This is a genomic window from Faecalibacterium sp. I3-3-33 (assembly GCF_023347295.1).
Lineage (GTDB): Bacteria > Bacillota > Clostridia > Oscillospirales > Ruminococcaceae > Faecalibacterium.
Genome location: NZ_CP094469.1, coordinates 288574 through 309443 on the forward strand (window position 1 = coordinate 288574; position 20870 = coordinate 309443).

At 62.1% G+C, this 20870-nt stretch carries 20 protein-coding genes; 8 read left to right on the forward strand and 12 right to left on the reverse strand.

Annotated features, from left to right (window positions below; all coding sequences use genetic code 11):
- The first annotated feature begins 5 nt into the window (after positions 1-5).
- Together MTP39_RS01255 and MTP39_RS01260 are read left to right on the forward strand one after the other, a co-directional pair.
- Positions 6-467, forward strand: coding sequence for a hypothetical protein (locus MTP39_RS01255; protein WP_249241151.1), 462 nt, complete (start codon positions 6-8; stop codon positions 465-467).
- A 98-nt stretch (positions 468-565) separates the two neighbouring features.
- Positions 566-2632, forward strand: a complete 2067-nt coding sequence (locus MTP39_RS01260; protein ID WP_442899408.1) for an AAA family ATPase — start codon at positions 566-568, stop codon at positions 2630-2632.
- 64 nt (positions 2633-2696) lie between these two features.
- Here MTP39_RS01260 and MTP39_RS01265 read toward each other — a convergent pair whose 3' ends face one another.
- The 12 genes from MTP39_RS01265 to MTP39_RS01320 all read right to left on the reverse strand — a co-directional run bounded on the left by MTP39_RS01265 (position 2697) and on the right by MTP39_RS01320 (position 14042).
- A complete protein-coding gene (locus MTP39_RS01265) occupies positions 2697-3653 on the reverse strand; it encodes a helix-turn-helix transcriptional regulator (protein WP_249241153.1) in 957 nt (318 codons plus the stop codon).
- Between the two features lie 22 nt (positions 3654-3675).
- A complete protein-coding gene (locus MTP39_RS01270; RefSeq protein WP_249241154.1) occupies positions 3676-4539 on the reverse strand; it encodes a prephenate dehydrogenase in 864 nt (287 codons plus the stop codon).
- A gap of 224 nt (positions 4540-4763) precedes the next feature.
- Positions 4764-6047, reverse strand: a complete 1284-nt coding sequence (aroA, locus tag MTP39_RS01275) for a 3-phosphoshikimate 1-carboxyvinyltransferase (protein WP_249241155.1) — start codon at positions 6045-6047, stop codon at positions 4764-4766.
- Between the two features lie 93 nt (positions 6048-6140).
- Positions 6141-7157, reverse strand: coding sequence for a 3-deoxy-7-phosphoheptulonate synthase (gene aroF / locus MTP39_RS01280; RefSeq protein WP_015537198.1), 1017 nt, complete (start codon positions 7155-7157; stop codon positions 6141-6143).
- A gap of 26 nt (positions 7158-7183) precedes the next feature.
- Positions 7184-7648 carry a type II 3-dehydroquinate dehydratase gene (locus MTP39_RS01285; protein ID WP_015537199.1) on the reverse strand — a complete coding sequence of 155 codons (465 nt, stop codon included), beginning with the start codon at positions 7646-7648 and terminating at the stop codon, positions 7184-7186.
- A complete protein-coding gene (locus MTP39_RS01290) occupies positions 7629-8891 on the reverse strand; it encodes a shikimate kinase (RefSeq protein WP_249241156.1) in 1263 nt (420 codons plus the stop codon). The genes MTP39_RS01285 and MTP39_RS01290 overlap by 20 nt, the downstream gene beginning before the upstream one ends.
- Position 8892: 1 nt before the next feature.
- Positions 8893-10035: a chorismate synthase gene (aroC, locus tag MTP39_RS01295; protein WP_249241157.1), complete on the reverse strand. Its 1143-nt coding sequence runs from the start codon at positions 10033-10035 to the stop codon at positions 8893-8895.
- A gap of 3 nt (positions 10036-10038) precedes the next feature.
- Complete coding sequence (aroB, locus tag MTP39_RS01300; RefSeq protein WP_249241158.1) at positions 10039-11082, reverse strand: 3-dehydroquinate synthase; 1044 nt, start codon at positions 11080-11082, stop codon at positions 10039-10041.
- Positions 11079-12149, reverse strand: coding sequence for a bifunctional chorismate mutase/prephenate dehydratase (locus MTP39_RS01305; protein WP_249241159.1), 1071 nt, complete (start codon positions 12147-12149; stop codon positions 11079-11081). Before MTP39_RS01305 ends, aroB begins: the two co-directional genes overlap by 4 nt.
- 189 nt (positions 12150-12338) lie before the next feature.
- Positions 12339-12518, reverse strand: a complete 180-nt coding sequence (locus MTP39_RS01310) for a hypothetical protein (protein ID WP_005921658.1) — start codon at positions 12516-12518, stop codon at positions 12339-12341.
- 1 nt (position 12519) lies between these two features.
- Entirely contained in the window at positions 12520-13272 is a 753-nt protein-coding gene (locus MTP39_RS01315) for a hypothetical protein (protein WP_249241160.1), read from the reverse strand.
- Positions 13273-13313: 41 nt separating this feature from the next.
- A complete protein-coding gene (locus MTP39_RS01320) occupies positions 13314-14042 on the reverse strand; it encodes a lysophospholipid acyltransferase family protein (protein WP_249241161.1) in 729 nt (242 codons plus the stop codon).
- A 219-nt stretch (positions 14043-14261) separates the two neighbouring features.
- On the opposite strand from MTP39_RS01320, the gene MTP39_RS01325 reads away from it, so the two are divergent.
- The 6 genes from MTP39_RS01325 to MTP39_RS01350 all read left to right on the forward strand — a co-directional run bounded on the left by MTP39_RS01325 (position 14262) and on the right by MTP39_RS01350 (position 20817).
- The gene (locus tag MTP39_RS01325; protein ID WP_249241162.1) at positions 14262-15101 is read left to right on the forward strand and encodes a DUF624 domain-containing protein; all 840 of its coding nucleotides are present in this window, start codon (positions 14262-14264) and stop codon (positions 15099-15101) included.
- A gap of 31 nt (positions 15102-15132) precedes the next feature.
- A complete protein-coding gene (locus tag MTP39_RS01330; protein ID WP_249241163.1) occupies positions 15133-16512 on the forward strand; it encodes a hypothetical protein in 1380 nt (459 codons plus the stop codon).
- A 38-nt stretch (positions 16513-16550) separates the two neighbouring features.
- On the forward strand, positions 16551-17153 hold the full coding sequence (locus MTP39_RS01335; protein WP_217285469.1) for a cytidylate kinase-like family protein: 603 nt from the start codon (positions 16551-16553) through the stop codon (positions 17151-17153).
- Between the two features lie 83 nt (positions 17154-17236).
- A complete protein-coding gene (locus MTP39_RS01340) occupies positions 17237-18622 on the forward strand; it encodes an MATE family efflux transporter (protein ID WP_249241164.1) in 1386 nt (461 codons plus the stop codon).
- Between the two features lie 46 nt (positions 18623-18668).
- Complete coding sequence (locus MTP39_RS01345) at positions 18669-19373, forward strand: HdeD family acid-resistance protein (protein ID WP_249241165.1); 705 nt, start codon at positions 18669-18671, stop codon at positions 19371-19373.
- A gap of 37 nt (positions 19374-19410) precedes the next feature.
- On the forward strand, positions 19411-20817 hold the full coding sequence (locus MTP39_RS01350) for an NAD(P)/FAD-dependent oxidoreductase (protein ID WP_005921675.1): 1407 nt from the start codon (positions 19411-19413) through the stop codon (positions 20815-20817).
- The last annotated feature ends 53 nt before the right edge of the window (positions 20818-20870 follow it).

Here is a 20870-nt window from a genome sequence, read left to right on the forward strand (position 1 = left end):
CTGGTATGAAAACTCTGTTCCGTATTCTTGGCACGGCTGCTGCCGTGGCCGTCACCGGCGCTGCCATCGTGGTGCTGGACAAGATCCTGAACCAGAAAGACCCGCTCCATGTGGAGGAGGTCGAGTTCCCGGAGGAAGCCGAAAAGGACGCCGAGGAGGCCGAAAAGACCGCCGAGGCTTACGAAGAGGCCGAGGCCAAGGAAGAGGCCAAGGCTGCCGATGCCGCCGCAGAAGCTGCTGCTGAGGAAGCCGCACCGGAAGCACCCGCCCCTGCTGAGAACGCACCCCAGACCCAGCCGGAGACCGCCGCCCAGCGCCCGGTGTACGACCCCGAAGCCCCGAACGCCAACCCCGTGGAGGCCGGCCCCGCCGTTGCCCCCAAGGACGAGAGCGGCAAGTTCGATGCCACCAAGATCGCCGATGCCAAGGATTTCGGCGACTGGGAAGAGCAGGGCTGCAAGGGCTGAGAAAACAGCGCAGAACCCATCCGGCTCCCCCGAAAGGGGGAGCTTTTTTATGCTTGCAAAATGCCGCGCAGTTCACTATACTGGAAGAAAAAACACCGATGGAGGGCAGCACCATGGCATATACCGATGATTGGGAAAGCTTGATGAACGGCGTGTTCGGCGCGGGCGGCAAACTGAAGTTCGGCGGCGCGCAGCCGCAGCCGGAAAAGCCGCAGCCCGAAAAACCGGCGGGCAACGGCTTGCCAGATTTGAACGCGGCGCTGCTGGAACAGCAAAAGCAGCTGGACGCCTTACTCAAACAGCAGAACGCCCGGCTGAAAGCGCAGGATGCCGGGGTGCAGACGGCGCTGGAGGACAGCCGTCAGATGCTGCGGGATATGGAAGCAGACGGCCTGCTGGCAAAGGGCACGGCAGACACAAAGCCGGAGCAGCTGGGCAGCTTTGAAGGCCTTGCCGCCGAGGTGAAAAAGACCGTCCTCGGGCAGGATGCCTTTGTAGACAGCGTGGTGCGGGCCATGCGCCGCCCCTTTGTGCTGGGCACAGAGGGCGCAGCCGCCCGCAACGTGATCCTGCTGTGGGGTGCACCGGGCACGGGACGGCACTTTGCACTGGCCGAGACCGCCCGCATCATGGCGGCGCGGGGGCTTTTGCAGAGCGACCGGATGGCGGTGATGGATCTTGCGCTCTACCCCGACCCCGGCGCGGAAAAGCTGTTTTTGCAGGACCTTTACGCCGCCCTGCACGCCCCGGGCGAGATCGTGGTGTTTGAGCACTACGAGAGCTGCCACCCCGGCTTTTTGCGCATCCTCTCCGACCTCGCGGTCAAGGGCAGTGCGCCTTTGTCCAGCCGGTATCTGGTGAACAAAGAGGGCATTCTGGTGGAAGCCGGTACGGCGCTTGCCCCCGGCGCGGTCAGCCGCATCGACCCCTGCGGCAAGTACCTGATCTTCTTCTCCCGCAAGGGGCGGGAGGCGCTGGCGGATAAGTTCGGCGCGCCCTTTGTGGCAGCGGTAGGGGATGTGTGCCAGACCGTCTCCTTCACCCCGGAGGCATTGGCGGCGCTGGCGGCGCAGCAGCTGAACGCGCTGGCGCAGCGGGTGAACAGCCGTCTGGGGCTGACCCTCGCCGCCGGGGCGGAGGTGCGGGACTATGTGGCGGCGCAGTGCTCTAAGGAAAAAGGCGCAGAGGGGCTGGCAGACTGCTGCGAGCGCATCTTCCGCGCCCTGAGCGAGTACTGCTTGCAGACCGATGCAAAGCTGTCCGGCACGGTGGCGCTGACCGCCGCGCCCGAGGGGCTGCAATTTGCGCTGAACGGTGCCGCCCCGGCAGACCTGTTCAGCCTGCTGCCGGTGGCCTGCACCGGCGCAGTGGAGCAGATCCGCGCCGAGCTGGATGCGCTGGTGGGGCTTGCCCCGGTCAAGGAGTATGTGTTCGGTCTGGCAGACAATTTACAGGTGCAGCAGCGCCGCGCGGCGGCGGGCTTCAAGACCGCAAGCCTGTCCATGCACATGATCTTTACCGGCAACCCCGGCACCGGCAAGACCACCATTGCCCGGCTGGTGGCAAAGTACCTCAAGGCCATCGGCGCACTCAAGGGCGGGCAGCTGGTGGAGGTGACCCGCGCCGACCTTGTGGGGCGCTACACCGGCCACACCGCCCCGCTGACCAACAGCGTCATCGAGAGCGCACTGGGGGGCGTTTTGTTCATTGACGAGGCGTACAGCCTGTACCGCGGCCAGCAGGACAGCTTCGGACTGGAAGCCATCGACACCCTTGTAAAGGGCATGGAGGATCACCGGGACGAGCTGGTGGTCATCCTTGCGGGCTACACCAAGGAAATGGAAGTGTTCCTCACCGCCAACAGCGGCCTTGCCAGCCGCTTCCCCAACAAGATCGAATTCCCGGACTACACCGCAGACGAGCTGCTGGACATCACCACCGTGCTGGCAAAGGGCAAGGGCTACCGCCTTGCCGAGGGCTGCACCTTCCCGCTGCTGGGCTACTATAAGCGCCGTCAGGCGCTGGACAGCCGCACCGCCGGCAATGGCCGTCTGGCGCGCAACACGCTGGAAAAGGCCATCTTCAACCAGAGCCGCCGCCTTATCGCCGAGCCCGCCGCTCCCCTTGACCTCATCCAGCCCAGCGATCTGGAATTTGAGGAATAAGGAAAAATTATTAGGAAAAAAGGGTTCCGGAAACGCCCGCGGGCGTTTCCGGAACCCTTTCTATTTATTCATGCTGCTCCGCCAGCCCCTGCACCATCTCGTGCAGCTGGGCGCGGACGGCGGCGGGGGCGGTGACCTCTACCTTGCCGCCAAAGCCGCACACCCAGCCGAAAAACTGCTGGCTGACACAGATGGGCACGTCAAAGTGGAAGTGGCCGTCCTCCTCCGGGCAGAACACCGGCTCGCGGCCAAAGCGCTCCCGCATGATCGGCTCAAGGTCGGCAGCGCACCGCAGGGTGACCCGGTACTCGGTGCCGCCGAACATATTGAAGTGCTTGCGCAGATAGGCGGGCAGATCAAAGGTGCGGAAGAACTCCTTGCCCCGGCGCGGCTCGTCCAGCACCAGCACCCCGGCCATCCGGTCCACCCGGTAGTGGCGCACCGGGGGCGCTTTTTCGTCCTGATAGGCGATGAGGTAATAGCAGCCGTTTTCCCACGCCAGCTGCCACGGGCTTACGGTGCGCACGGCGCTGCTGCCCTTGTAGCGGAACTGCACCAGACACCCCCGGTTGATGGCGGTGTGCAGGGCGTCGATGCTGTACAAAAGGGTCTGGCTGTCGGTCTTGGGGCGTCCGTCCACATACACCTGACGCTGCAGCTGGGTGCCCTCGTAGTCGGAGCAGAGGGCCTCCAGCTTGTGGATGATGCGCTTGCTGGTGCGCGCGGAGATGACGCTGCTGGACTGTACCGCATCCACCAGCAGTTTCAGCTCCGAAAGCTCGAATGCACGGCTGGCCATCCAGTACCCGCCGCCGCGCCCGCGCTGCAGCTGGATGTCGTAGCCCAGACTGCGCAGGGTGTCGATATCGCTGTAAATGCTCTTGCGCTCGGCCAGAATGCCCTGATTTTCCAGCAGCTGCACCAGCTGGGGCACGTTCAGGCGGTGGTTCTCGTCGGTGCGCTGCTCAAGGATGCGCAGCAGCGTTACCAGCTTGGATTTCTGTCCTTCCTGCTTGGGCATGGGGCAATACCTCCGTCACGGTTTATTCCGGCAGCTTTTTGTCAAAGGCGGCGCGGCGCTGGGTGGAAAGGCGGAACATCTGTTCCAGCTTGTCCCGGTCGTCCGCCACAAGGGCGGCGCGCATCTCCTGCAAAGCGGAATCGAACTGGTCGATCTCGCTGATCAGGTTCTGCTTGTTCCACAAAAACAGCTCTGCCCACATTTTGTCGTTGATGCGTGCAATGCGGGTCAGGTCGCGGAAGGAGTCGCCGGTGTACTCGCACAGCGAGGAGTTGTCGTTGGCGCACATCAGGCTTACGGCAATGGCGTGGCACAGCTGGCTGACATAGCCGATCATCCGGTCGTGCTCCTGCACAGTCAGGGTGCAGATATGCTTGAAGCCCAGCACCTCGGCAAGCTCCCCTGCCCACTGGATGCCCGCCGGGGTGTTCTTCTCGGTGGGGGTAATGATGAAGTTTGCCGGGGCAAAATTCACCTCGGCGGCGTGCTCTACGCTGGAGGTCTCGCGGCCTGCCATGGGGTGGCTGGCAATGAACTCCACCCCTGCCGGGCACAGTGCCTGCACCGGCTCCACAAGGCCGGTCTTGACGCCGGAAACATCCGTAAAGATGCACCCGGGCTTGAGCAGGTGGCCGTAGGTACCAAACCAGTCCAGCAGCGCGGTGGGGTACAGGCCAAAGATGATATGGTCGGCCTGCCGGACAAGGTCCTCAAAATCGTGGGTCTTGCCGCCGGCGATATAGCCGTGCTCCAGCGCGTACTGCAAATGGCCCTCGCTGCGGTTGATGCCGTCCACATGGAAGCCGGCGCGGGTCAGCTCCAGCGCGTACTTGCCGCCCAGCAGACCCAGACCCACTACGAGATAACGTTTTGTTTTATCAAGCATCTTCTACCTCCACGCATGGAAATCGTGATTTTGTTTAAAGCTGCTGCGCAGGGCTTTGTGCAGCGGCTTTTGGGTGGACGATTTGGAATGGCCTCCGCGATGCTCTGGCCATATTCAGCGGAAAATGATTTATATTATTTCGCTTTTGTCGCGGCCTGCGGGCCGCGACAAAAGCATTTTCACAAGAGGGGCCGCAGCGGGAAGCGGCAGCTGTAATGGTAGCTTTAATCGGAAGTTTCTTTCTGAACCTCCACGCCAAGCGGCGCTGCATCTGCAAAAAAGCCGGGCCAGCTCTTCTGGATGGCTTCGGCATCGTCTACGGTCAGGGGCAGCCCGGCGGCGGCAGCCAGCACCGCAAGGCTCATGACAACCCGGTGATCGTTGTGGCCGTGCAGGGGCGCGGCAGGGGCGTGCAGACGCTCCGCACAGCCGTGCACCGTGATGGTGCCGCCGTCGCTTTCCAGTACGCCGCCGCAGGCGCGCAGCTCAGCCTCCATAGCCGCGATGCGGTCGCTCTCCTTCAGGCGCAGCCGCTCGGCGTTGCGGATGACGGTGGTGCCCTTGCACAGCAGTCCCAGCACCATCAGCACGGGGCCAAGGTCGGGGCAATCCGCAAGGTCGATGTCCACCCCGTGCAGGGGTGCTTTTGCAAAGGTGACGCTGTCGCCTTTGCGGGTGAACACCGCGCCGCACCGGCGCAGGATGTCCAGAATGGCAGCATCGCCCTGCAGGGTGTCCGGCGCAAGGCCGGTGATGGTCACCCCGCCGCACACTGCACCCAGCACCGCCGGGAAAGCAGCCTGACTGTAATCGCCCTCCACGTTGTAGTCGCAGGGGTGGTACTGCTGCCCGCCGGGCAGCAGCAGGGTGGTTTCGTCCAGCCAGCGGCTGTGCACCCCAAAGGCGGCCTGCACGGCGCGGGTCATGTCGATGTAGCTGCGGCTCTCCACCGGGGGAATAAGGTGCAGGGTGCTATCCCCGGGCAGCAGCGGCAGCGCGAACAGCAGCCCGCTGATGAACTGGCTGGACACGTTGCCCGCCAGCCGATAGTCCCCGGGGGTCAGTGCGCCCTCCACGGTCAGCCCGGCGGGGAATTGCTCAAATCGTAGATTCTGCTCACGATATAACATTTCGTATATGGATTGCGGGCGCTCCATCAGCCGCCCACGCCCGGTAAAGGTGACCGGCTGGCCGGTCAGGCTGGCAATGGGAATCAAAAACCGCAGGGTGCTGCCGCTTTCGCAGCAGTCCACCGGGGCGGTCAGGGGCAGAAAATGTCCAAGCCCTTGCACAGTGGCATCGTCTGCGCCGGTGTCCACGGCGGCGCACAGCTGCGCGGCAGCGGACAGGGTGGCAGAGATGTCCTTGCTGAATTCCAGATGGGTGATATGGGAGCGCCCCACGGCCAGCGCGGCACACAGCACGGCGCGGTGCGCCATGCTTTTGCTGGGCGGTGCGGCGATCACACCCCCGATGCCGCCGGGGGCAGGTCTGATGGTTACTAGCATAGCGGTGTTATCCTTTTGAAGATTTCCCCCGGGCAGCGCTTCAGGCGCCCCCTTGGGGGAGCTGGCGCGTCAGCGCCTGAGGGGGTAAACGGTTTACATCTCCCGGCCGATAGCCCAAGCCACCTGACGGCACTTTGCCATAGCCTGTGCAAAGGCGTCCGGGGTCAGGCACTGTGCGCCATCGCTCCATGCGTGCTGGGGGTCGTAGTGTACCTCTACCTCCAGACCGTCCGCACCGGCGGCCACGGCGGCGATCATCATCGGCTCCACCAGATTGGCCTTGCCGGTGGCGTGGCTGGGGTCTACCACGATGGGTAGATGGGTCTTTTCGTGGATGATGGGCACGGCGGAAAGATCCAGCGTGTTGCGGGTGTATTTTTCAAAGGTGCGGATGCCGCGCTCACAGAAGATGACCTGCTCGTTGCCGCCGGCCATAATGTACTCGGCGCTCATGATCCACTCCTCGATGGTGTTGCACAGGCCGCGCTTGAGCAGCACAGGCTTGTGCATTTTGCCCACGGCCTTGAGCAGCTGGAAGTTCTGCATATTGCGTGCGCCGATCTGCACCACGTCCACATACTCCTCAAACTCCGGGATGCGGTCCTCGCTCATCAGCTCGGAAACGATGGGCAGGCCGGTGGCTTCGCGGGCCTTTACCATATCTAAGATGCCCTCGGTCTCAAGACCCTGAAAGGCGTAGGGAGAGGTGCGGGGCTTGTAGGCACCGCCGCGGAACAGTGCCGCGCCGCCCGCCTTGACCCCCTGCGCGATGCGCAGAGCCTGCTCGGCGTTCTCGATGCTGCAGGGGCCCGCCATAACGGCGATCTTTTCCTTGCTGCCGATCTTTACGCCGCCGCAGTCGATGACCGAGTCTGCGGGGTGGAACAGGCGGTTGGCGCGCTTATAGGGCGCAGACACGCGGGTAACGTTATCGATCCACGGGTTTGCCAGCACGTCCCGCTCGTCGATCTTGGTGGTATCGCCCACCAGACCGAACACGTTGTAGTCCTTGCCGGTGATCAGGGTCACGTCCAGACCCTGTTTTTCGAATTTATCAACGATCTTTTCCAGCTCCTCTTTGGGAGTACCTTTTTTGGTGGAGATGATCATGGGAGGTCGTTCCTTTCCTGTTTATTTTACATCACGATATGCGCCTTAGAGGAGCCGTCGGTGCGCAGCAGCTGCGCCAGCCAGATGCAGGCGTGCAGGTAGCCCTGCGGGCCTTCGCCGATAAAATGTCCCTGACAGCCAAAGGACACCACGTCTGTTTTGCGGAAGGGCTCGCGCTCGTCCGGGGCGTCCAGCATCACCTCTACGGCGGGCACGCTGCACAGCCGCAGCGCGTCCAGAATAGCCACGCTGTAATGGGCGTAGCCGCCCGGGTTCAGCACGATGCCGTCCACCCGCCCGGGGGCAGACTGGATCTCGTCGATGAGGTCGCCCTCGTGGTTGGACTGGCAGATGTCGGTCTCGATGCCAAGCTGGTCGCAGCCCGCCTGCACATAGTCCATCAGGCCGGTGTAGTCCACCTCGCCCGGCACGCCGGGCTCAGACCAGCGCGCCAGATTGATGTTTGGCCCGTTAAGAATCAAAAATTTCATCCAGTGCCTCCTGTGCAGCTGCCAGCGTCTGGGCCAGCGTGCCGGTGTTAGAAATCACCGCATCTGCGGCGGCAAGGTACAGCGGGCGGCGCTGAGCCTCCATGGTGCGCAGCGCCTCGGCGCTGGAAGAAAGCGGACGGTTGCCGCCCACAGCCAGCGCTTCCACCGGCCGGTCAATGAACAGCACCACGCCGTTCTGGCGCAGAGCGCGGACGTTCTCTGCCCGCTTCACCGCGCCGCCGCCGCAGGAGAGCACAAGCCCCTTTTCCTTGCCGAATCGGGCAATCTGCGCGGCTTCCTTTGCCCGGAAGCCCGCTTCGCCCTCGGCGGCAAAGATATCCGGGATGCTGCGCCCGTCTGCCTTGACGATCTCCTCGTCCAGATCCACAAGGGGTCTGCCCAGCTGCTTTGCCAGCAGACGGCCAAGGGTGGATTTGCCGCAGGAGGGCATGCCCACAAGGGCGATGTTCAGCGTCTCGCGGCGCAGCGCGGCCGTGATGCGCCGCACCTCGCCCGGGACGTCCTCGAACTTGCGGCCAAGGAAGTATTCGGCGGCATACACCGCCTGTGCCACCAGCATCTCCAGCCCGCCTACGGCTACCGGCACACCGGCTTCCTCGGCGCGGAGAATGAGTTCCGTCTTGTTGGGGTTATAGACCACGTCCACCACGGCTTCCAGCCCGGGCATGGCGGCTACGTCCAGACTGCACACGCCCACATTGGGGTACATCCCGGCGGGGGTGGTGTTGAACACCACCTGTGCGCCGCTGCACACGGCTTCGGCGTAGCTCAGCTCGCCCTTTTCCGGGTCGGGGGTGCGGCTGACCGTCAGCACCTTGGCAGCGCCCTTGTCCAGCGCCACCGCGCGGGTGGTATTGTGGGTGCCGCCGGTGCCTAAAATGAGCACGGTCTTGCCTGCAAGTTCCACGCCGTGGGCTTCGCACAGGTGGGCAAAGCCCAGATAATCCGTGTTGTAGCCGTAGAGCAGGCCGTTTTTATTCACCACCGTGTTCACCGCGCCGATGGCGCGGGCGCGGGGGTCGATGAAGGAGCAGTATTCCATCACCAGCTTTTTATAGGGGATGGTCACATTGATGGCCTTGAACTGCCGCCGCTGCAAAAAGGCGCGGGCGTCTGCTTCGGTGGGCAGGGGGCACAGCTCGTAGCTGTACCCGCAGAGCAGCTCATGGATGGTCTTGGAGTAGGAGTGTCCCAGCTTGCCGCCGATGAGTCCGTATTCCATCTCAGTCCTCCTTCCGGTAGCCGGTGGGGTCGGTCATCCACCGTGTACCGTACCGGGCGGTGAGCAGATCGCCCACCGCAAGGGCGGCGGCGCAGCTCTGTACAATGGCGGCCCGGGGCACGATGCACGGGTCGTGCCGCCCCTGAATGGACAGCTGTGCGTCCTTTTTTGCGATGTAGTCCACCGTATTCTGCTGTTTGTAGATGCTGGGGGTGGGCTTGACAGCGGTGCGGAACACCACCGGCATCCCGTTGGCGATGCCGCCGTTGATGCCCGCGTTGTGGTTGGTGGCGGTGACCACCGCACCCTCTGCCGTCATGCGGAAGGCGTCGTTTGCCTCGGAGCCGCGCAGCCCGGCAAAGCCGAAGCCGGTGCCGAACTCGATGCCCTTGACCGCCGGGATGGAAAAGGCAAGGTGGGCGATCTCGCTCTCCACGCTGTCAAAATAGGGTTCGCCGATCCCGGCGGGCAGACCGAGGATGGCAGTTTCCAGCACGCCGCCCACGCTGTCGCCCTCGGCACCGGCGGCGCGGATGGCGGCTTTCATGGGCTCCTCCACGGCGGCGTCCAGCACCGCAAAGCCCTCGGCTTTGCTGGCAAGCGTCCCCACCTGTGCCGCAAGGGCGGCGGGGTCGTCCAGCGCAAAGGGGGTATCGGCAATATCCGCGCACCGGGCGATGTGGGTGGTGATATCAATGCCCGCCCGCTGCAGTGCGGCCAGCACGATGCTGCCGCCTGCCACAAGGGCTGCGGTCACCCGGCCGGAAAAGTGCCCGCCGCCCCGGGCGTCCTGAAAGCCGTGGTACTTGGCATAGGCGGTAAAGTCCGCATGGCCGGGGCGCAGAAGGTCGGCGGTCTTGGCGTAGTCGCCGCTGCGGGTGTTCTGGTTTTCGATCATCAGGGCGATGGCGGTGCCGGTGGTGTGGCCGTTCACCACACCGGACAGCAGCTGCACCGCATCCGCCTCCACACGGGGGGTGGAAAGGCCGTCGCCCCGGGCGCGGCGCTTGTCCATGCAGGCGGCGAGAAAGCCCTCATCTACCGGCACACCGGCGGCCATGCCGTCCAGCACCGCACCCACGGCGCGGCCATGGCTCTCGCCGAAGATGGTCAGCGAAAGGTCGCTGCCAAAGGTATTTTTCATGGGTCAGTCCTCCATGCCCAGCAGCGGGCGCAGCCCCTCCACAGGGATGGTCTCGGCGCGCCAGCAGCCAAGGCCGGGCACTTTGATGATGGTGATCTGCCCGCCCTGCGCTTTTTTGTCGTGCAGCATCTCAGCCAGCACCTTTTCCTTATCGTAGGCGGTGCGGGTGGGCAGGCCTAAGCGGCGGTACACGGCGCGCACCCGCTTTTGTAAAGCCTTGGATTCGATCATGGGCAGCATGCCCAGCGCCACGCACTCGCCGTGGAACAGGCCGGTGGTGCGGCGTCCCTTGATGCCCTTCACGGCCTCGATGCCGTGGCCGATGGTGTGGCCGAAGTTCAGCGCCTTGCGCATACCCTGCTCGGTCTCGTCCTGCTCCACGATGCTCTTTTTAAAGCGCAGGCTGCGGCAGATGATATCACCGATGCGGTCGTCCACGTCCTCTTTTTCAAAGATGGAGAACAGCTCCGGGTCGGCCAGAAGCCCGGCCTTGACCGCCTCGGCCAGACCGTTGATGAAGTGGCGGCGGGGCAGGGTGGACAGGGTGTCCGGGTCCACGATGACCAGCTTGGGCTGCCAGAAGGCACCCACGATGTTTTTGGTGTCGCCCAGATCCACGGCGGTCTTGCCGCCAATGGAGGAATCGATCATGGAAAGGGTGGTGGTGGGGCAGTTGATAAAGTCGATGCCGCGCATATAGATGGAAGCGGCAAAACCGGCAAGGTCACCCACCACGCCGCCGCCCACGGCCACCACAAGGTCGCCCCGCCCCATGCCGAAGTCCAGCATCTGCCGCAGCACGGTCTCCAGAATTTTAAAGCTCTTGCTGGCCTCGCCCTGCGGCACGGTGATGATGGTGGCGTCCTTGCACTGGTCGGCTACCATCTGTGCGTACTGTGCGGGCACACCGCTGTCGGTGACCACCGCCACCCGGCGGTCCAGCCGGGCGAACTGATACAGGTTTTCCAGCGAGCCGCGCTTAACGATGATGTCGTAGCTGCGCTCACCCAGATTCATGGTCAGCTTGGTTCCGATAAAATCACTCATTTTGTATACACTCCTAACAGCCGCACCGTCCGGCAGGTGCGGTCAAGCTCGCGCAGCAGCGCGGCGGTCTCGCCGGCGGCGGCATCGCCCACCAGCTCTACATAAAAATAATATTCAAAGGGGACGTGCGGCATGGGGCGGCTCTTGATGGACTCCATATTGAAACCGCTTGCACCGATGACCTGAATGACCTCCGCCAGCTTGCCGGGTTTGTTGTCCACCGTGAACAGCAGGGAGAACCGGTTGCCCGCCGTGGGCTTATCGCGGCTGAGCACGATGAACCGGGTGGTGTTGTCGCCGTCGGTGTTGATGTTGGACACCAGAATTTCCAGCCCGTACAGGGCGGCAGTCTCGGCGCTGGCAATGGCGGCCTTTGTCGGGTCTTTGCTTTCTGCCACGAACTTTGCAGCCATGGCGGTGTTTGTCATGGCGGTGGCGGGCAGACGGAACTGCTTTAAAAAGGTCTCGCTCTGGGCAATGGCCTGCTGATGGCTGTACACGGTGCGCAGCTGGGAAAGCTGGGTGCCCGGCAGCACCAGAAGGTTCTGGGAGATGGGCAGGTCGTACACATCCACCACCCACAGCTCCGGGTGGTTATAGCACAGGTCCAGCACGGCGGAAACATCCCCGGCGTGGCTGTTTTCAAAGGGCACTACGCCGTGGGCGGCTTCGCCCGAGGCCACGGCCTCGAACACCTCGTCCCATGTGGCGTAACTCACAGCCTCGGCGTGGGGAAACAGCGCCTTGAGGGCGATGTGGGCAAACGCCCCTTCCACCCCCTGATAGGCGGCGCGGTTGCGCCCCAGCACAGCGGCCTCGTATTGCTTGGCGATGTCCATCATGTGCTGGACATGGTCTTTATAGTAAGGGCGCAGCGCAGGCTGCTGGATGCGGGCTGCGGCCTTTTCCAGCACGGCGGCCTCCCGGGCGGCATCGTAGATGGGCAGGCCGTGCGCCCGCTTATATTCGGCCACCTGCAAAACAGCAGCCATCCGGCGCTCGAACAGCGCAGCCAGCTGCGCATCCACCGTGTCGATCTCGGCACGGGCTTGTTCCAGTGCGTCCATGGGGGTCACATCCTTTTTGGTCGGTTTTTGCGGGGATACCTAGTAAGTATACCATAACCGGGACAGAGAAACAACAAACCGCCCTCCATTTGAGGGTGGAGAAAATTTCAAATCAGCTATGGGTAAAAAGACGAAAATAGAAAACAGAGGCTCTCTGGTCATCGCCTGCGGCGACGACCAGAGAGCCTCTCAATCACTGTTTTTATTCTTCAAAATATCCTCCCAGCTGCGGGCCTTGCCGTAATAGCGCCCGTAGGGGTTATCAAGGTCTGCGGCGCGGAGGACAGGCGGCGCGGGCGGCTGGGGCTTTGGGGTGCGGTCAAAGGTAAACCGTGCGGCGGGGCCGCCGGCTTTGATGCGGAAGCGCATCTTACTGCCCCTCCCCGGCGGTGGAGACAGCTCCGGCGGTCAGGTTTGCCCAAAGGGGCTCGCTGTTTTCCAGCAGGGAAGCGGATTCCTTCAGCCATGCGCCCCGGATGCCGATATAGTAATCTGCCAGCAGCTGCTGGCTGTCGCCGCTGGCGCTCTGCACCGCGTCCGAGGTGTAGCTGCCCAGCTCCATCCCGGTCAGCACCGGGCAGTCCGTCCAGCGGTAGACCATGTTCCACCAGTCGCTGTCGGCATCGGACTTGGGCAGATGGCCGTCCAGATACCGCAACGTGCCGGTGGTCTGCTGGAAGCCTGCGGGGTCATAGAGGATAAAGATGGAGCTGAGGGAACTTTGGATATCGGTGGAAAGCTTGGTGGTGCCCGCCATATCCAGATAAGCGTCCGAATCCTCACTGTTGAAGGCCATGGTGTACTGGTTCAGCTTTACCACCACCTTGCCGTCGCCGTTGCAGTCCTCGCCATAGGCGGCAAGCTGCTCTTGCAAGGCGGTGACGGTGGCCTCGGGCAGGTAGTAGGGGCTTACCACCGCAATGTTGTAGTCCGGGTGGGTGGTCAGGAAATACTGCCCGATAAAGCAGTACGCCACGAACGCACCGGCAATGCCGAAGATCAGCACCCATTTCAGGTTGTAGTCCCACCAGTTTGCCCAGCGCTCCCTGCGGCTGTACTGCCGCTGTTTGCGGGGCTTGAGATCCTTGGGGTCAATGTCGCGTTCGTAACGGTAGCTTGCCATAAAATAGTTCTCCTGTGTGATGAAACGGGCGGGAAAGGCTGTTACTTCAGCGCAGCCAGAATGCTCTGGCGCACGGCATCGGGCAGCTGCTTCTGCTCGGCCTTGCTCATGCCGGCGGTCTGGATGGGGGGCATGATCTTGATACGCACGCTGCCCGGGCGGCAGCGGTTGCCATTGCTCTCGAACAGGGCGCGGGCACCGGTCACAGCCACAGGCACCACCGGGGCGCCGGTCTTGACGGCAATACGGAAAGCACCGGCCTTGAACTCGCCTGCGCCGCCCTCTTCGCCCTTGTAGCGGGTGCCCTCGGGGAAGATGACAAAGCTGCGGCCGCCCTCTACGATGGCGGTGGCATCGTTCAGTGCCCGCACCGAGGCGCGTACATCGTCACGCTGCACGAACACGCAGCCCAGCAGCTTCATCCAGCGGTTGAGCAGGGGAATCTTTTCCAGCTCTTCCTTGGCAAGGATGCCGTGGGGCTTTTCCAGCCCGGCCAGCAGCAAGGGGATGTCGTAGTAGCTGCGATGGTTCGCCACAAACACGCAGGGGCGGTCTTTGGGGATGTTCTCCAGCCCTTCCACCGACAGGGAAACACCGGTCACCTTTAAGATGCCCCGGCTCCAGCGGGGGATATGCTGGTTCACGATCTGCTCCACGGTGGCGGTATCTCCGGCGGCTGCGGCGCGCTCGGCGCGGCGCAGGATGCCGTAATGCAGGATCATGTATCCGAACAGATAAATGAACATCGCAATGGTGCGAAAAATGCTCATGATAGTTTCCTCCTATTTGCAAAATCTGCCATTGTCATTGTAGCACACTTTCTACAAAAAAGGGAGAGATAAAAGTTTTTTTACAATTCGACCGAGTTGTGTCTTGCAAAATTGACAAAATACGGGTATATTTATATCTGTAAAGCCAGCACAATGGCACTTTCCAGACAAAACGCCTGCGGTGCCGGTTAAAAACGTAAGAGAGGTACCGCAGTTACTATGGGTCTTTTTCCTTCTGCCAATGATTTCAAGGCCGGTAAGGGCGTCGAAAAGGACGCCCCCCGCAAGACCGGCGTCGGCCGCTTTTTTGAGCTTGTAGGCCGTGATATGAACGGCATGTTCCTTGCAAATCTGCTGACCTGCATCGGGTTTGCACCGGTCATCTGTCTGGTGTACATCGGCTTTTTGCAGAACAGCCTGCCGGTGATGCTGGGCAGCGCTGCCGTGGGCGGTCTGCTGGCCGGGCCCGCACTGGCCGGCATGTACGATACCGTCCTGCGCGCGCTGCGCGACGAGGCGGGCTACTGGTGGGTGACCTACCGCAAGGCCTTCAAGCGCAACTTCAAGGCCAGCCTTGTGCCCGGTGTGCTGTACACCGTGGTGGTCACGCTGCAAATTTTCCTCGTCTATTTCTGCTTCAATATGCTGTACCACGGTACCAACGTGGGTGTTCCGCTGTGGGTGGCTACGGTGCTCAATCTGGTGCTGTTCCAGATGCTGTTTGCCTATATGTGGCCGCAGGTGGTGCTGCTGGAGCAGCCTTTGAGCCTGACTTTGAAAAACAGCATCAACTGCATGATCGCCTTTCTGCCCCACGCACTGGCTGCCGCCATCGTGCAGGTGCTGTTCTGGGGCGTGGTGATCTTGTGCATGCCGCTGGGGCTTTTCCTGATGCTGATCTTCGGTTTCTGGTTCGTCACCGAGGTGTCCTGCCAGATCGTGTACGGCGATATTGACCGGGTGTTCCACATTGAGGAGAACATCCGCAAAATGAAGGACGCCGAGTTGGAAGCCGCCCTGAAAGAGGACTACGCCGACGACGACACCCCGGAGGAATAAGTGCTGACACTGCGGAAAGGAGCGATGTCCCATGGAACAACGGAATAATCTTGTGCTGCAGGGGACAGAGACCTTTTCCCGCGGGCAGCTGGACAACCTTGCGCTGGAAAACGGCGCACTGGTGCTGGACAGTGTGGCCGGGCGCAGCCTTTTGTACGGCAGCTACACCACCCCGGAGTTTGCCATGCCGGCCTTCTGCAACCTGAACGTCAGCTGGAACGCCCACGCACCCCGGGACACCATGGTGGAGGTGCGCTGCCGGGTGTACGCAGCAGGGGCGTGGACAAGCTGGATGAGCTTTGGCAAGTGGGCACCGGATTACCCCCGGTGCAGCGTGTCCAGCCAGAGCGAGGACGGCATGATCTTTTTGATGGGCGATACCGTCACGGTAGCCGCCCCGGGCGGCGGCACCGGCGTGCAGCTGCAGGTGAACCTTTCCACCAACAACGATAAAGTCACCCCGGCGGTGCGTCTGCTGGCAGCGGCGGTGCGTCCCCTTGCGTGGGAAAAGCACAACGGCCACCCGCTGAACCGGCGGCTCTATCTGCCGGAATACTGCCTTTCCGCCCACGACCCCAGCTTTGGGCGGGAGATGGACCTGCCGCTGGTCATGGCGGCGCTGATGAACCGCTGGGGCGAGGATATCCTGCCGGAAGAAGTGGCCTACGCCATGGAGGACGGCAGCACCCGCTCTACCGGCAATACCGCCTTTGCGGCAGCCGCCGCAGGCTGCTGCGGCTACCCCTGCTGGCAGGCGTGGATGGATCTTGCCGACCTGCGGGAGCAGATCCACGACGGCTGCTCGGTGGCAGTGCAGGTGGAGCGGCGGGTGCGCGGTCAGCGCGACCCGGTGCGGCTGTGGATGGGGCTGCACGGTTTCGGTCACAATGACGCCGTAATGGCAGACTTCGTGCTGCTGAACGACCCTACCGCCGATACCAACGGCGCAGTGAACTGCACCATGGCGCTGGTGGATTTTATGCGCTACTTTACCGGCAAGGCCATTGCCCTGCGGCCAAAGCAGCGGGAGGCCGAGGCCGACCGTCCCCGGCGGCTGCGCTGCGACCTGCGCGCCGGCACAGAGCCGGGCGTTTACTACTTTGAGCGGCGGGGAGAACCCGCAGACCTGCCGGAGGATTTTTCCGGCTGGATCGCCTGCGCGCCCCACGATGGCGTGGCGCACGCCACCACCGCCCACCGCACCTTTTTGCGCTGTACCCGCACCGAGGATGGCGGGGTACAGTTCCCGCCGGAGCTGCTGGCCGCAGGCGGGCGCTGCAGTGTGTATGCAGTGGACCAGACCGGCACCATGCGGGTAGCAGAGGTACGGCTGCCGAAGCCGAAGCCTGCGCCCGCCAGCACAGAACCCAAAGCCAATGGCCAGACCGGGGACGCCCCGGCACAGCCGTAAGCTTTTTCAGGGCATATATGAAACAGGAGGAACACATTATGGCAAAGACGATCATCACTTTGGGCCGTGAGTACTGCACCGGCGGACGCTACATCGCAGAGGACGTGGCAAATGCGCTGGGCATCAAGCTTTACGACAAGGAGCTGATCACCATGGCAGCAAAGAACTCCGGCTTGTCGGAGGAGGCTGTTGCCGCCAGCGAGAAACGGCACACCCACAGCCTGCTGTACAGCCTGTACACCATGGGTAACGAGCTGCCGCTGGGCGATCAGGTGTTCATTCTGCAGAGCCGTATCATCAAGCAGCTGGCCGAGGAAGGCCCCTGCGTGATCCTTGGCCGCTGCGGTGACTACGTTCTGCGGGAGCGCAAGGACGTGCTGCGGGTGTTCGTGTATGCACCCAAGGAGTGGCGCTTGCAGTACGCCAAGACGAACCCTCTGGTAAAAGCCAAGGACGAAAAGGGCATCAAGGAAGAGGTGGAAAAGACCGACCGCAACCGCTCGGCCTACTACAACTACTACACCCAGAACCGCTGGGGCGATGCCCATAACTACGATCTGGCCATCAACGCCGCCCTTGGCCGCGAGACCTGCGTAAAGATGATCTTAGACGCAGCCGCCGCCAAGGAAAAGACGCTGTGACCCCCAGCAAGACCCAATAAACAACGACAGAACGTGGGCAGGGCGCTTCTGTGCCCTGCCCACATTTCCGGCAAGGAGAAATCGTGAAAGCAAATCAATCGCAGACCGCACCCGCCGAGGTGCGGGAAAATATCATGGGCACCATGGAGATCAATCCCCTTTTGCTGAAACTCAGCATCCCGATGATGATCTCCATGCTGGTGCAGGCGCTGTACAACGTGGTGGACTCGGTGTTCGTGTCCCATGTCAGCGAGAGCGCCCTTACCGCCGTATCGCTGGCCTTTTCATTGCAGAATGTCATGATCGCCGTAGGCGTGGGCACCGGCGTGGGCGTGAACGCCCTGCTGAGCAAGAGCCTTGGCGAGAAGAACCAGGGCCGCGCCAACACCACCGCAGAAAACGGCATCTTCCTTTCCCTGTGCAGCTTTGCGGTGTTTTTTGTCATCGGCCTTACCTGCATGAAGCCCTACTTCTACGCCCAGACCAGTGACCCCGTCATCGCGCAGCAGGGCATTCAGTATCTGTCGGTTTGCTGCATCTTCAGTCTGGGCATTTTCACCCAGACCATGGGCGAAAAGCTGCTGGCCGCCACCGGCCGCACCCATCTGAGTATGATCAGCCAGCTGGTGGGTGCCGTGGTGAACATCATTCTGGACCCCATCTTCATCTTCGGCTACTGCGGCGAGGCACTGTCCGGCACCACCGGCGCGGCGGTGGCTACGGTCATCGGCCAGTTCTGCGGTGCAGGCATGACCTTGTACTTCAACACCCGCAAAAACCCAGATATCCAGATCAGCTTCAAAGGCTTCCGTCCCAGCGCCAAGGCCATTGGCCGCATCTACACCGTGGGTCTGCCCAGCATCGCCATGCAGTGCGTGGGCAGCCTGATGACCTTCGGCATGAACCTGATCCTGATGGCCTTCTCGGCTACGGCGGTGGCGGTGTTCGGCGTCTACTTCAAGCTGCAAAGTTTCGTGTTCATGCCCATTTTCGGCCTGAACAACGGCATGGTGCCCATCATCGGCTACAACTACGGTGCCCGCAGGCCGGACCGCGTGAAAAAGACCATCAAGCTGTCGGTGTGCTACGCCGAAGGCATCATGCTGGCGGGCTTCTGCGTGTTCCAGTTCGCGCCCGGGCTGGTGCTGAGCATCTTTGCCGCCAGTGATGCCATGCTGGCCATCGGCATCCCGGCCATGCGCATCATCTGCCTGCATTTCCTGCTGGCAGGCGTCAGCATCGTGCTCAGCTCGGTGTTTCAGGCGCTGGGCAACGGCGTTTTCAGCCTGATCGTTTCGGTCTGCCGTCAGCTGTTCGTGCTGCTGCCGGCGGCGTGGCTGCTGGCACAGACCGGCAATGTCAACAATGTCTGGTGGGCCTTCCTCATTGCGGAAGTCGTCAGCATCCTGATGAGTCTGGCCTTCTATGCCCGTATCAACAAGACCACCATCGCACCCCTGTACCACTGACCCGGGTGCGGGCAGCGGCCCTGCAAACGAAAGGAACGTGATCTCTATGGTAAAAAAGCTGAAGTGGAACCTGATCTTCATGAGCCTGCTGTACGTCGGGCTGGGCATTTTTCTGGTCATGAAGCCCGGCACGGCGCTGAACATCGTCTGCTACGCGCTGGGCGGCGTGGTGCTGGCCTGCGCAGCGGTGCAGCTGATCCGCTACTTTGTGGTGGAGCGCGGGGTGTTCCAGAGCCAGCTTACCCTGATCTCCGGCCTTGTCTGCCTTGCACTGGGTGTTTTTCTGCTGCTGCGCAGCGATATCGTGGTAAGCATCCTGCCCATCGTGTTCGGCCTGTTCGTCATCTTTGACGCCATTGGCCGGGTGCAGAACGCCTTGGACCTGCGCCGCTGCGGCTACGACAGCTGGAAGGGCTTTCTGCTGCTGCCGGTGCTCAGCGTGGTGCTGGGCGTGGTGCTGATCGCAAACCCCTTCGGCGCCATGGAAACGCTGGTGATGGCCATCGGCGTTATCCTGATCGTGGAAGGTGCCATCAACCTGCTCAGCGCCCTGTACACCATCCTTGCGGTGCGCCGCTTTGCCAAGCTGCACCCGGAGACCCAGTCCGTGCTGGAATCCATCACCGGTGAGGACCTGAACGGCGATGGCGTTGTTGCCCCGGACGTGACCCGCACCGATGCAGAGGCTACCGCCGTAGAGCTGGACCATGTGGACGAGAGCGCCACCGTGGAGCAGGAGGAGCGAAAGTAAGCCCCTGTCAAAATAGAAAGGAAAAAGGAACAATATCATGGAAAAGTACGATCTGATCATCGTGGGTGCGGGCCCTGCCGGCATCTTTACCGCTGTGGAGCTGCTGCGCCACGGCAGCAAAAAGAAGATGCTGCTGGTGGAAAAGGGCAAGCCGGTGGAAAAGCGCCACTGCCCCAAGGCAGAGGTAGGCCACTGCGTCAACTGCCGCCCCACCTGCGCCATCACCACCGGCTTTTCCGGTGCGGGCGCGTTCTCGGACGGCAAGCTGAGCCTGTCCTATGAGGTAGGCGGCGACCTGCCCACCCTCATCGGGGAGGAGTTTGCGCAGGAGCTCATCGACTACACCGATAAAATTTATCTGGAGTTCGGCGCAGACCCCCATGTGGAGGGCATCTACACCGGTGAGGACATCAAGGAAATCCGCAAAAACGCCATCCACGCGGGTCTGAAGCTGGTGGATTGCCCCATCCGCCATCTGGGCACCGAGAAGGCACAGGAGCTGTATCTGGCTATCCAGAACTATCTGGCAGACAACGGCGTGGAGATGCGCTTCAATACCGAGTGCGAGAATATCATTCTGGAAGAGGAAGGCTGCAAGGGCGTGCTGCTGAAGGACGGCGACAGCCTGCTGCCCGTGTATGCGGACGAGGTGGTCATCGGCACCGGACGGCGCGGCGCAGACTGGCTGGAAAAACTCTGCGCAGAGCACCACATCGCCCACAAGCCCGGCACCGTGGACATCGGCGTGCGCGTGGAGTGCCGCAACGAGGTGATGGAAAAGGTGAACAAGGTGCTGTATGAGTCCAAGCTCATCGGCTACCCGAAGCCGTGGAAGAACAAGGTGCGCACCTTCTGCCAGAACCCCGGCGGCTTTGTGGCGCAGGAGAACTACGACAACGACCTTGCGGTGGTCAACGGCCACAGCTTTAAGGAAAAGAAGAGCCCGAACACCAACCTTGCCATTCTGGTGTCCCACAACTTTACCGAGCCCTTCAACCAGCCCATCGCCTACGCCCAGAAGGTGGGTGAGCTGACCAATATGCTGGGCGCAGGCCACATCATGGTGCAGCGCTACGGCGATATTCTGGACGGCAAGCGCACATGGCAGAAGGAACTGGCACAGTCCAACGTGAAGCCCACGTTGAAGGACGCCGTGGCCGGTGATATCACCGCCGCCATGCCCTACCGCGCCATGACCAATATCATTGAGTTCATCAAGATGCTGGATATGGTCGTGCCCGGCTTTGCCGCCAACGAGACCCTGCTGTACAGCCCGGAGCTGAAGTTCTACTCCAACAAGGTGAAGATGGACGAGAACCTTGATACCAACATTCAGGGCCTGCACTGCTTGGGCGACTCCTCCGGCTGGACGCGCGGGCTGATGATGGCCTCGGTCATGGGCGTGCTCATGGGCCGCAAGCTGGCTGAAAAGGAAGGCTGCTGAAAACGATTTGAAATGGCCGCCGCGTGCGCTTTGGCCATGATTCAAGGAATTTG